General features: G+C 44.4%; 11 protein-coding genes. 3 read left to right on the top strand and 8 right to left on the bottom strand.

The genetic code is table 11. The features are described 5' to 3' along the window. Positions 1-219 precede the first annotated feature (219 nt). Entirely contained in the window at positions 220-708 is a 489-nt protein-coding gene (locus tag RH061_RS22570; protein ID WP_311073005.1) for a GNAT family N-acetyltransferase, read from the top strand. 45 nt (positions 709-753) lie between these two features. On the opposite strand, the gene RH061_RS22565 is transcribed toward RH061_RS22570, so the two are convergent. The 5 genes from RH061_RS22565 to RH061_RS22545 form a co-directional block, all read right to left on the bottom strand. Next, the gene (locus tag RH061_RS22565; protein WP_311073004.1) at positions 754-2,406 is read right to left on the bottom strand and encodes a glycoside hydrolase family 13 protein; all 1,653 of its coding nucleotides are present in this window, start codon (positions 2,404-2,406) and stop codon (positions 754-756) included. Between the two features lie 69 nt (positions 2,407-2,475). Further along, on the bottom strand, positions 2,476-3,501 hold the full coding sequence (locus RH061_RS22560; RefSeq protein WP_311073003.1) for a LacI family DNA-binding transcriptional regulator: 1,026 nt from the start codon (positions 3,499-3,501) through the stop codon (positions 2,476-2,478). Positions 3,502-3,525: 24 nt separating this feature from the next. Continuing rightward, on the bottom strand, positions 3,526-4,347 hold the full coding sequence (locus RH061_RS22555; RefSeq protein ID WP_311073002.1) for a carbohydrate ABC transporter permease: 822 nt from the start codon (positions 4,345-4,347) through the stop codon (positions 3,526-3,528). Beyond that, entirely contained in the window at positions 4,347-5,207 is an 861-nt protein-coding gene (locus RH061_RS22550) for a carbohydrate ABC transporter permease (protein WP_311073001.1), read from the bottom strand. Before RH061_RS22550 ends, RH061_RS22555 begins: the two co-directional genes overlap by 1 nt. Before the next feature lie 135 nt (positions 5,208-5,342). Further along, on the bottom strand, positions 5,343-6,650 hold the full coding sequence (locus RH061_RS22545; protein ID WP_311073000.1) for an ABC transporter substrate-binding protein: 1,308 nt from the start codon (positions 6,648-6,650) through the stop codon (positions 5,343-5,345). 410 nt (positions 6,651-7,060) lie between these two features. Here RH061_RS22545 and RH061_RS22540 point away from each other — a divergent pair, with 410 nt between their 5' ends. Further along, on the top strand, positions 7,061-7,921 hold the full coding sequence (locus RH061_RS22540; protein ID WP_311072998.1) for a Cof-type HAD-IIB family hydrolase: 861 nt from the start codon (positions 7,061-7,063) through the stop codon (positions 7,919-7,921). A 134-nt stretch (positions 7,922-8,055) separates the two neighbouring features. Continuing rightward, positions 8,056-9,141, top strand: coding sequence for a PQQ-dependent sugar dehydrogenase (locus RH061_RS22535; protein WP_311076513.1), 1,086 nt, complete (start codon positions 8,056-8,058; stop codon positions 9,139-9,141). A 206-nt stretch (positions 9,142-9,347) separates the two neighbouring features. Here RH061_RS22535 and RH061_RS22530 read toward each other — a convergent pair whose 3' ends face one another. From RH061_RS22530 to RH061_RS22520, 3 genes are read right to left on the bottom strand one after another with little or no spacing between them, the layout of a single operon-like run. After that, a complete protein-coding gene (locus tag RH061_RS22530; protein WP_311072997.1) occupies positions 9,348-10,007 on the bottom strand; it encodes a TetR/AcrR family transcriptional regulator in 660 nt (219 codons plus the stop codon). 21 nt (positions 10,008-10,028) lie between these two features. Continuing rightward, a complete protein-coding gene (locus RH061_RS22525; RefSeq protein ID WP_311072996.1) occupies positions 10,029-11,054 on the bottom strand; it encodes an ABC transporter permease in 1,026 nt (341 codons plus the stop codon). Continuing rightward, positions 11,044-11,781 carry an ABC transporter ATP-binding protein gene (locus RH061_RS22520; protein ID WP_311076512.1) on the bottom strand — a complete coding sequence of 246 codons (738 nt, stop codon included), beginning with the start codon at positions 11,779-11,781 and terminating at the stop codon, positions 11,044-11,046. Before RH061_RS22520 ends, RH061_RS22525 begins: the two co-directional genes overlap by 11 nt. Between the last annotated feature and the right edge of the window lie 176 nt (positions 11,782-11,957).

The following is an 11,957-nucleotide window of genomic DNA, read 5'->3' as shown; positions in this document are numbered from 1 at the left end:
TACATATTTATAAGCCAAAAATTATTTTAATGCATAACCCCTGTTTTGCCAATACTTTTCTCGGTCCAATTCCTTCCTGAATTATATTCTCCTAAAGCAAGCAAGCTAAACTCCCATCCGTCACCTTAATATAAAATTCAACTTTTTTTGGCAGGATTCCTCCTGTTTAGCTTGAATTCTTAATAGGACTATTACCTCATTTAATCAGGGAGAATCAGAATGAAAGTAAATTTGGAAAAAATCAAACCAGATAAAAAGGAAGTACTTCGTAATCTATATTCACTCTACCTGCATGATTTATCTGCTTATACAGAAGGTTTGCAGATCAATGATTCCGGCAGTTATGAATTCGATTCATTTTCGTTAATTTGGGAAAAAGAAGGGATCACTCCATCCTTCATTAAAGTCGATGAAAAACTGGCAGGCTTTGTTTTGATCCTCGAAGCACCTTTTACGACAAAAGTAGATAAAGTGATCAATGACTTCTTCATCCTCAATCCATTCCGCGGAAAAGGAGTCGCAAAAGCAGCAGTAGCTGAAATATTTAGTCAGAACAAAGGAAGCTATTACATCTCCGAGCTTGTCCAGAACAAAACCGCAGTCCATTTTTGGAAAAAGATCTACCAGCAGCATGGAATCGGATTTGAAGAACACACAGAAGTGCAGGACGGGGAAGAGGTTGTTTATCAGACGTTTGTTGTTAGTTAGAAGAGAAAGAAAAGGGAGTGCCATCAACAGGCACTCCCTCAATATTTACTTCATATACACTCTTGTTTCATATGGCTTCAGGGTGAACAGTGATTCCTGTTCTTCGACCTTATAGTTGTTCAGCAGCAACTGGCTTGATTCAAGCGGGAATCCGTCGAATTCGAATGCTGCCGGTTCGTTCGTAAGGTTAGAGATGATCAGGGCTTGCTTGTCGTCCATTGTTCTTGTGTATGCATAGATTTGTTCATTGTCTTCGAGAACCAAATCATATGTGCCGTATGTGAAGATTTCATTGGCCTTTTTCATCTCGATCATTTTTTTATAAAAATGAAGGATGGAGTCAGGGTCTTGAAGTTGGGCTTCAACATTGACCTCTTTGTAGTTCGGGTTCGTCCCAATCCAAGGCTTGCCTGTTGAGAAACCGGCATTGTCAGCAGCTGACCATTGCATCGGCGTCCGGGAATTGTCACGGCTAGTTGCCCAGATGAAATCCATGATTTCTTCATGCGGCACACCGTTTTCACGGCGGATCTTATACAGGTTCTTGATGGCAACATCATCGTAATCGTCAATTGAAGGGAACTGGACATTGGTCATGCCGATTTCCTGCCCTTGATAGATGAAAGGCGTGCCCTGCATCAGGAAGTACATGGATGCAAGCGCTGTTGCACTTTCGCGCCAATATTTCTTGTCATCGCCCCATGTAGAAACGATACGGGCCTTATCATGGTTTTCAATGAATAAAGCATTCCAGCCGTGGCCTTCAAGGCCTTTTTGCCATCGGGTAAAAGTATTCTTCAATTTTGCCAGGTCGAGTGCTTTCTTTTCAGAGTCCCACAGGTCAAGGTGCTCAAATTGGAATACCATATTGAACTTTCCTTGTTCCTCGCCAACCCAAAGATCGGCTTCCTCGATGCTGACGCCATTAGCCTCGCCAACTGTCATGATGTCATATTTGGAGAAAGTCTCATTCTTCAATTCCTCTAGGAATGTCTGGATTCCATCGACATTCATATGCTTGTCAAAAGAAGAAACATACTGTACTCCTTCAGGGTTAGGCATGTCTTTCAGGCCTTCTTCTTTTTTGATGTGGCTGATCGCGTCGACGCGGAAACCGTCAATGCCCTTATCAAGCCACCAGTTGATCATATTGTATAAAGCAGTACGGACGTCTTTATTTTCCCAGTTCAAATCCGGCTGTTTGCGGGAGAAGATGTGGAGGAAGTACTGATCCGTTTTCTCGTCATACTCCCAGGCGGATCCTCCAAAAATGCTTTCCCAGTTATTCGGCTCAGCGCCGTCCTTGCCGTCGCGCCAGATATACCAGTCGCGTTTCGGGCTGTCTTTGAATTCGCGTGACTCAATGAACCATTGATGCTCATCGCTCGTATGGTTGATGACAAGGTCAATGATCAGCTTCATGCCGCGTTTATGCGTTTCAGCAAGCAGCTGATCGAAGTCTTCCATCGTCCCGAATTCATCCATGATATCCTGGTAATCACTGATATCATAGCCATTATCGTCATTAGGGGATTTGTACATCGGGCAAATCCAGATCACATCGATCCCTAAATCCTTCAAGTAATCAAGTTTTGAAATCATTCCTTGCAAATCGCCGATGCCATCGCCATTGGAATCCATGAAGCTCCTTGGATATACCTGATAGGCAACAGCCTCTTTCCACCATTTGTGTTTCATATGAACCCTCATTTCTTTGTATGATCCTGATGTGTTTCGTTATCTTAGTTTAGACTTTTTGCGCCGCACTTACTTATGAATGGGACTGCATGATTTCCGTTCAATCATCCTTGCAGGGATTGTGACCCTTTTTGGCAAGGCGTCCGGATTTTTGATGATTTCTATTAAACAGTTAGCCGCTTCGAATCCTAACTGGAAGATGTCGATGTTAACAGAAGTCAGCTGCGGCTTCATATGTTCCGCAAGTGGTACATCATTGAAGCTGACAATGGAGATTTCTTCTGGCACCTTGATATTCAATTCCTCCGAATAACTCATCAGCTCGATGGCGGTAAAATCATCTGCCACTACGAGCGCAGTAGGCGGCTCATGAGAGGAAAGGAACCTTGTGATGCCTTCTTTTCCTTCTGATTTTAAGCACTGCTCATGGATTACATACTTTTCGTCATATTGGATGTCAGCTTCATGGAGGGCTTGCTTATACCCCTCCAGCCGGTCAATTGTAAAAACGTGCTCGAGATTGAAACCGATAAAGGCTATTTTTTGATGGCCGAGCTTGATTAGATAATCAGTAACCTGTTTTGTGATGTAAATATTGTCATTGTCGACATAGGTAATCCGCTCAGCGTTCATATTTGGACGGCCGATGACCGTAAACGGAAACTTATGCTCCAGCAAGTAGTTCATGATCTTGTCATCCGTTTTCGAATACAGGAGGATGATGCCATCAACCCTGCCGCCCTGCACCATCGAGACAACCTGCTGGAAGATTTCCTCGTCCGTGATGCCCGTCGTTAAATAAACCCCGAATTGATGTTCATGGGCTTTCATGCTGATGCCCCTGATGACCTCGGGGAAAAACGGATTTTGCAATGCCTGGGTAGCCGAATTTGGCATAACGATACCGATTGTCTCAGTACTCCTTACCACCAGGCTTCGTGCTTGGAAGTTCGGGTGGTACCCGAGTTTCTCCATCACCTTCCGTACACGCTTCTTCGTTCCTTCATTGATATGAGGGTGATCCGCAATCACCCTGGAAACGGTAGATGGTGACACACCGGCTGCCTTCGCTACATCTTTGATTGTGACTGCCATTGGTCGTCTCTCCTATAGTATCGATTATTTTACCGAGCCTTCTGAAACTCCTTTGATGATTTGCTTTTGGAGGAAGAAGTAAATAATGATGACCGGAATGATCGCGATCGTCAGTCCTGCCAGTGCCAGATGCCATTGTTTAGTATATTCCCCAAAGAAGAAGAACATCTTAAGCGGAATTGTTTCCATTCCCGGCTTATTGATGACAAGGGAAGGGAGCAGGTAGTCATTCCAGATCCAGATGATGTTCAGGATGGCTACTGTGACGGACACCGGTTTTAGCATCGGGAAGATGATGTGCCAGAAAATCTGGAACCGGTTCGCACCATCGATCGTTGCTGCTTCATCAAGCGATTTCGGAATCCCGCTCAATGTACCATGGTAAAGGAAAATCGACAAGCTTGCGCCAAAACCAAGGTACATGAAAATCAGTCCGCCCCTGTTGAGCATTTCAAGCTTACCAAAAATGGAAACCAGTGGAATCATGACAGATTGGAATGGGATGAGCATTGCTGCGACAAACAGCATGAAGATAATCCCGCTGGTTTTCCCGCCGCGTCTTGAAAGGGCGTAGGCAGCCATCGATGAGAAAATGATGATGACAGCCACAGCCAGCACCGTAATCAATACAGAGTTGAAAAAGGTTTTTAGAAAATCCAAACGCTCAAAGGCGACTGTGTAATTCTCAAATGAAAGAACATCCGGAAGCTTTAAGGTATCCTCAAACATTTCTCGTTTTGTCTTGAACGAGTTGACGATCATCAGGTAAAACGGGGAAAGCCAGATCAGGGCAAGGATGATGCCGAGAATTTCAAGAATGATTCTGCTCTGCTTCTTCTTTTTCATTACATCTCGACCTCCCGTTTTTTATTGATATAAACCTGTGTTAGTGAAATAGCGGCAACAATCAAGAAGAAAATGACCGCTTTAGCCTGTGCGAATGCCATTGCATTTTCCACAAATGCCGTTTTGAAAATCTCCATCGCAACCATCTGTGTCGAATTGTATGGACCGCCGCCGGTTAAACTCAGGTTCTGGTCGTAAAGCTTGAATGAGTTGGAAAGTGTCAGGAACAAGCTGACGGTGAACGCAGGCATGACCAGCGGGAAGGTGACGTGATAAAAACGCTGGAAGCTGTTCGCTCCGTCAATTTCTGCTGCTTCAAGCAATTCCTGAGGCACACCTTCAAGGAATGAAATATAGATGACCATGATGTAACCAGCCATCTGCCAGCTCATCAAGATCGCCATTGCCCAAAAGCCGGTTGTCTCAGTGGACAGCCATCCTTCCAAAGCTTCAACGCCTATCAGTTCACCGACGCTCGCGAAAACCTTCGTGAAAATGAACTGCCAGATGAAGCCTAAAATCAAGCCGCCAATCAGGTTGGGCATGAAGAAAATCGTTCTCAGGATATTGTTCGTCCTGAATTTTTGTGTGACAAGCAATGCAAGCGAAAGGCCGAAGAAGTTGATCAGGAACACAGAAACAACTGTGAACTTCGTTGTGAACCATAACGCATCTCTGAATTCTTTCTCTGCAAAAAGCGCTTTATAATGTTCAAGGCCTACAAATGAAGGTGTCTTGATCCCGTTCCAGTCAGTAAATGAGTAGTACACACCGAATGCCAGCGGCAAAATGACCACAAGAGCAAGTGCGAGTAGAGCTGGAGCAAGGAAAAGCCAGTACCAGAGGTTCCGGTTACGCATCTGTAAATCCTCCTATCTTTGTGTTATCAGGGGAAGTGAATTTTTTTAGAAAAAGCTGCGTAAAACAGGCTCATGAAAAAAGATAGGAAACAAAACAGCCGCAGCCGTTCTGTTTCCTTCTTTAGTTAAACCTTATCACTTACGAGCTTCAGCCCAAGCTTTGGAAGACTCTTCTACTAATTCGTCCCAAGTCATTTCGCCGCTCACATATTTCTGGATGTTGATTCCAAGCTTTTCTTGTCCCCAACCAGTTGGGTAACCCATGAAAGTCCAAGCCAATGTTTTGCCAGCTGAAGAGTATTCATAGATTTCTTTTGCAAGTGGATCAGAAATCTTGCCAGCATCGTATCCTTCATAAGCAGGAATGAATTTGAAGTCTTCGATTACAGCTGTTTTACCTTCTTCAGAAGTATATAACCAGTCTAAGAATTCCTTAGCTGCTGCAACTTCTTTTTCGTCCTTGTTGCTGTTTACAGCCCAGTACATTGGCACGCCAACCGGGATTGAATCTTCTTTGTAGCCTTCAACCGGGATCGGAAGGATTCCTACGCCGCTGTTAGCAAGCTCTTCGTCGATGCCAGCGATAGAACCTGATACCCAGTTACCTTGTTGGATGATTGCCGCTTTGCCAGTGGAGAATAGCTCTTCAACTTGCTTCGCATAGTCAAGGCTTACAGTAGGCTGGTCAGAGTATTTGTTTTGCAGGTCAAGAATTTTCTTGAATGCATCACCGTGTTCAAAAGTAACTTCCTTTGATTCGAAAGCGTTGATCACGTTCTGGTCGAATTCAGGTGCAAGGAACACGTTTGAAAGGTGAAGTCCAGTTACCCAAGTTTCCTTTGCAGGAAGAGCAAATACAGATGTCAGGCCAAGGTCTTTCTTCTTGCTGTCAAGAGTCTTTACAGCTTCTTCTAATGCACTGTAGCTAGTGATGCTCTTCGGATCGATACCAGCTTTTTCAAAAATGCCTTTGTTATAAATGAAGCCATAGCCTTCCTGGTTGTAAGGAAGTCCAAGTACTTTGTCGTCTTTTGTTACGCCTTCAAGAGTTCCGCTAAGAGCAGCTTTTGCAGCATCTGTGTCAGAAAGATCTGCAAGCTTATCTTCCCAGTCTGCAACGTCCTGCGGTCCGCCTACATTGTAGATAGTAGGTTCATTGCCTGAAGCGAACTTGGATTTAAGTGCCGCGCCGTAATCTTCCCCGCCGCCCACAGTTGTGATGTTGATATCAACGTCTTTATTAGCTTCTTCATAAGCTTTTGCGATGTCTTCGAACTGGTCCTTGAACTCAACCTTGAATTGGAAAATGTCGACGGTTACTTTGTCTCCATCTTTTCCACCTTCGCCAGAAGTCTTGTCATCACTTGATGAACATCCTGCGAGACCTCCGCCGATCAGTAGTCCAAGAGAAAGAACTGCTGGAAATAGCTTTTTTGCTTTCATTTTTGAGATACCCCCAAATATTTATATTTTTTTGCATGCAACCACATGCGTTCCGAAAGCGTTTGCATATATTTGCACAAAACTCTAGCTGGAATTGATTTTATACAACACCTTTAGAACGCTTACATATAGTAGGTGGAAATGACGAAAACCTTGTCATGAAAGGGTTATTCGTATTTCGTCTTTGCTCTCACTTTTATATGCAAACGATTGCAGCTTCGGATTCATAATAGCATATGAATTTTGCGATGACAATATGAAAGTTTTTAAGATATTTAAATTTATAGATTATTATTACCAGGCTGGAGTTGAGGTTAAAAAATTAGTATATACACGTATTATTTGCTGTCGAGAGTTTGAAGGTCTATCATGATTGTTAATACTGAAAAATAATGACTGAAGGTGAAGAAATGATTAAGTGCATAGCAACAGATATGGATGGGACATTATTGACTGCTACCCAGCAGATTACTGCGGAGAACCGCGAAGCGATTTTAAAAGCCAAGGAAAAGGGAGTCGAAGTTGTGGTCGCAACAGGGCGTTCCTACCAGGAAGCAAGATTCGTTTTGGAGGAATCCGGACTTAAGCTGCCGATGATATGTGTGAATGGAGCAGAGGTTCGTTCAGGGGAAGGGGAAATCGTTGCCTCTAGTCCATTGGACAAGGCTTTAGCCCGGCAGGCAGCCCTAAGGCTAGTGGAAAGCGGAGTTTATTTTGAGGTTTACACGAACAAAGGTACATATACCGAAGATGAGGATAAGGCGATCTCCATCATTGTTGATATTTTTTCAACAGCCAACCCAGAAGTGCCGATTGAAAAAATCGCTGAAGCCGCAGAGGAAAGGATGCATAAAGGACTCGTCACGAAAATCGAACATTATGATGAGTTATTTGAGGACGATCAATATGAAATTTACAAGCTGCTCGCTTTTTCACTGGATGACGACAAGTTAGGTGCTGCCAGGAATGACCTGAAGGAAATCACGGGGCTTGCGATCAGTTCATCCGGCCGTGAGAATATCGAAATTACCAGCCTGGACGCTCAAAAAGGGGTTGCTTTGGAAAAATTCGTATCATCAAGAGGGATTACAATGGAGGAAACGATGGCACTCGGTGATAACTTCAATGATGTGTCGATGCTTGAAAGAGTTGGCAGACCGGTCGCGATGGGCAATGCAGCTCAGGAAATCAAAGCTTTATGCGGCGAAGTGACATTGACGAATGAAGAAAGCGGCGTAGGAAAAGCGATCATACAGGTGTTGGAAGCCTGAGTAAAAGAAAGCGGCGTAGGAAAAGCGATCATGCAGGTGTTGGAAAACTGAGAAAAGAAAACGGCATACATGGAAGGCTGAGTGAAAAAAGCGTCTTAAATTGAGGTGAGACAATGAAAGAAAGGACTGGTGTCATGAAAAGTGTCTTGTATGTGTTGCTGGCAATGCTTATGTTAATTGCGGGCTGTTCAGGCGGCGGAAATGAAACTAAGCCTGCAGAAGATGTGGAAGGGAAAGAGGCGGTTGCCCAGGCAGACCAGCTTGAGGTTATTGCTGAAAACCTGGAAGTTCCGTGGTCTATCAATAAAGTCGATGAGACGTTTTACTTGAGCGAACGCCCAGGTTCGATTTTAAAAGTGGAGGGCGGCAGCATAGAGCGACAGAGAGTTTCTTTTAAGAAGGAATTATCCCAGGCAGCTGAAGCTGGTTTTCTAGGCTTTGTGCTCGCTCCCGACTTCGAGCAGTCCAATAAGGCTTTCGCCTACTACACATACGAGAATGGCACCGGGCAGTTCAACCGGATCGTCGAACTGACGCTGAAAAATAATGAATGGGTGGAAGGCAAGCTGCTGCTCGATAACATCCCGAGCGGACGTTTCCATCATGGCGGCAGGCTGAAAATCGGCCCGGACGGAATGCTTTACGCTACAGCAGGCGATGCGGCGACCACACCTGAAATCGCCCAGGATCTTAGTTCGCTAGGAGGAAAAATCCTCCGGCTGAATCTGGATGGATCGGTTCCTGCTGATAATCCATTTGGAGGTTCCTATGTTTACAGCTATGGACACCGCAATCCGCAGGGACTGGCCTGGTCGGAGGATGGGACACTCTATGCCAGCGAGCACGGTCCATCCGCACAGGATGAGATTAACCTGATTGAGGCAGGAAATAACTATGGATGGCCAGAGATCACAGGTGATGACACAAAGCAGGGGATGAAGGCGCCGATTTTCCATTCCGGAAGCGATACATGGGCACCATCCGGGATGGCGGCACATAGCGGAAAGTTATATGTCGCTACACTGAGAGGCAACGCGCTGCGCGTATTCGACACTAAGGCGCAAACGACAAAAGAATTAGTCACTGGATTAGGCCGGATCCGCGATGTCATCATTGAAGGTGACGATTTGTATTTTATCAGCAACAATACCGACGGCCGCGGAACCCCAGCTGAAGGCGATGACAAGCTTTATCGTGTAAATCTGGAGGATATACGGTAAAAGTCGACAAGGAGTACTTGAAATGGTGCTCCTTTTCTTGTGCAAGATAAAGTTATTGGCGAAAATCTGATTTTATTGGCGGAGTTCACAATTTTATTGGCGAAAATCTGATTTTATTGGCGATTTTCATAAGTTTATTGGCGAATTGGAAATTATCCATAACTTTTTCCAATTTCCAAATAAAAAACCGAGCACTCAAGCTCGGTTTATTTTTTGCTGCTGTTTGGACCTGCCAATCCATGCATGATGAATTGTATGGTCCGCTCAGTTTCTGCTTCGTCATCCCAATCTGCTTCTGGCATGATCATATACCTCGCAATTAAATAGCCAAAGATGGAGGAGAAGATCATCCGGAACACACTGTAGGCAGGGATTTGTATGATTTGGTCCTTTTCCTGATAATGTTCAACAAGCTTTTCGAACAGTGCATAAACTTTAAGGGCGATATGTTCCTTGAATAGATCCTTCAATTCAGGGTGGAACGGAATTTCCTGCACCAAAATTTTGACTGTAGCGAGGTTTTTGATCAGGAATTCCCGGCGGTTTTCCAGCATCGCCCTTAGAAAATCTTCAACATTCTCGTAATCCTGGTCCAGGACCTTCTTTAAATCTTTTATGAAAAAAGGTGCCACAAACTTTGCCATCATTGGAGCGACAATTGCTAGCAGCAAATCCTTTTTTGTTTTATAGTGTCTGAAAATCGTACCTTCAGCGACGCCTGCCTTTTTGGCGATTTCGCTGGTTGAAGTGGCGGAAAACCCTTTTTCGGCAAAAGATTCAATCGCCGATATGATGATTTTCCTTTGCTTCTCAGTCAGGTCTTCTCCATCGATCAGTTCATCAATTTTTAAGTCATGATCACTCATGTGCTGCTCCTTTCGCCGCGGTCAAACTGCGCGGTGTTTCCGTAAAGCCAGGATATTAAGGAAGATGAACAGAGCTGAAAATCCAGCCAGCATCAACATATTCCCGTAGATGGCATCCCATCCGTATCCTCTTACCATAATATCACGCAATGCTTCGGCAGCATAATAGAGAGGTGTAATCGGCCCGAGCCAGCTCAGCCAATCGGAAATCGTATCGAGGTTGATCAGTCCTGAGAAAAAGAACTGCGGTACGATAATGATCGGGATGAACTGAATCATCTGAAACTCGTTGTTAGCGAATGCGGACAAAAGTGTACCGAGCGTCAGTGCCGTCATTGACAGCATCAAGGTAATCAATAATACATAGATGAAGGAACCTTCCATCAGCATGCCGAGGACATAGATGGCATACCAGGCAATCAGGGTCGCCTGAAGCATCGTGAAAATCCCAAATCCGATTACATAGCCAATGACAATTTCCCACTTCCTTAGCGGGCTTGAAAGTAGTTTTTCGAGTGTACCGCTTGTTCTTTCCCTTAAAAAAGAAATCCCGGAAATGATAAAGACGAAAAAGAAAGCAAAGAAGCCCAAGAGAACCGGCCCGAAATAATCAAATTGGCCCATATCCTCAGAGCCGTGGAGATAATCGACGGACAGATTTCCCTGTGATGGCGTCAATGGCTTAGTTGCTTGCTGAATCCATTTCATAACTGCACCATTAACTGATGGGTCGCTTCCTTCTAAAACGATTTTATCTATCATAAGGCCATTAAAGGTGATATACCCATCAATTTCTCGGACCAATGCATCCTCTTTTGCCATTTTTACAGAGTCATATTCTGTAACTTTAGCATCCTCGAGGTCCAGCTTCTCCATTACAACAACAGGAGCGTCTACAAAGCCGACCTTGGGAATATAGTTTTCTCCGTTAAAAACAAGATGGAGCATCGTCAGGATCAGGAGCGGGGCGACAAGCATCATTGCAAGGGTTCTTTTATCCCGAAGGAATTGCCTGATGATCCTGATTACTAAAGCACTAATTCTCATGCCGGACACCTCCATATGTTAAAAATGCTTCCTCAATGCTTGCAGAACCGGTCCGTTCCTTCAATTCTTCAGGAGTACCGACCGCAATCAGACGACCATCTCGTATCAGTCCCAATCTGTCGCATTTTTCCGCTTCGTCCATGACATGCGTCGTGACGATCAGTGTTTTCCCCTCTGCCTTCAAACCATAAAAGCCTGACCAAATACTCTGGCGCAGCACAGGGTCGATTCCGACAGTCGGTTCATCAAGGATCAACAGTTCCGGCTCATGCAGCAGTGCGGATGCGAGCGATAAACGGCGTTTCATGCCGCCAGAATAATTGGTTACCAATTTGTTAAGATGATCAGATAAATCGACAAGCTGCATCACTTCTAAAATACGTTTTTTCCGGTGCGTGCCTTTCAGGCCGAACAAGGAAGCAAAGAATTCAAGGTTTTCCTTCGCAGACAATTCAGTGTAAAGCGCGTCCGATTGAGCCATATAGCCGATTCTTTCAATCAGCTTCAGTGAAGGCATCTTTTCGCCGAATAGAAAATTTTCTCCTTCACTTGGCGTTTCTAGACCGACTAGCTGCCGGACTAGAGTCGTTTTTCCTGCTCCTGAGGGGCCAAGCAGTCCAAAGATTTCTCCACTCTTGATCTCTAGATTGATATTTTCTAAAACCTTATGCTTGCCATAGCTTTTACTTACGTTTTCGATTGATACAATCACGGCAATCTTCACCATCCTTTTATAAAAGTGAGTAATCACTCATTTAGAGCATAACTCATAAATTGTAATCTGTATAGTGAGTAATCACTCACAAATAAAGATAAAAACCGACATTGTCACGCAAATGCCTATTTCCTGGTTTATATGCTATCATATGAGGTAGAGATAACTGAAAATTTTTAAAATGGGGG

The organism is Mesobacillus jeotgali (assembly GCF_031759225.1).
GTDB lineage: Bacteria > Bacillota > Bacilli > Bacillales > Cytobacillaceae > Mesobacillus > Mesobacillus jeotgali_B.
Note: the sequence above shows the minus strand (reverse complement) of the source record. Positions and strands in the feature narration are given on the sequence as shown.

Bases quoted from the DNA above. Each gene is read 5' to 3' on its own strand.
- RH061_RS22560 (WP_311073003.1), bottom strand. From the start codon at position 3,501: ATGGCAGTCACAATCAAAGATGTAGCGAAGGCAGCCGGTGTGTCACCA.
- RH061_RS22570 (WP_311073005.1), top strand. From the start codon at position 220: ATGAAAGTAAATTTGGAAAAAATCAAACCAGATAAAAAGGAAGTACTT.
- RH061_RS22540 (WP_311072998.1), top strand. From the start codon at position 7,061: ATGATTAAGTGCATAGCAACAGATATGGATGGGACATTATTGACTGCT.
- RH061_RS22535 (WP_311076513.1), top strand. From the start codon at position 8,056: ATGAAAAGTGTCTTGTATGTGTTGCTGGCAATGCTTATGTTAATTGCG.
- RH061_RS22530 (WP_311072997.1), bottom strand. From the start codon at position 10,007: ATGAGTGATCATGACTTAAAAATTGATGAACTGATCGATGGAGAAGAC.
- RH061_RS22520 (WP_311076512.1), bottom strand. From the start codon at position 11,781: ATGGTGAAGATTGCCGTGATTGTATCAATCGAAAACGTAAGTAAAAGC.
- RH061_RS22545 (WP_311073000.1), bottom strand. From the start codon at position 6,650: ATGAAAGCAAAAAAGCTATTTCCAGCAGTTCTTTCTCTTGGACTACTG.
- RH061_RS22565 (WP_311073004.1), bottom strand. From the start codon at position 2,406: ATGAAACACAAATGGTGGAAAGAGGCTGTTGCCTATCAGGTATATCCA.
- RH061_RS22550 (WP_311073001.1), bottom strand. From the start codon at position 5,207: ATGCGTAACCGGAACCTCTGGTACTGGCTTTTCCTTGCTCCAGCTCTA.
- RH061_RS22555 (WP_311073002.1), bottom strand. From the start codon at position 4,347: ATGAAAAAGAAGAAGCAGAGCAGAATCATTCTTGAAATTCTCGGCATC.
- RH061_RS22525 (WP_311072996.1), bottom strand. From the start codon at position 11,054: ATGAGAATTAGTGCTTTAGTAATCAGGATCATCAGGCAATTCCTTCGG.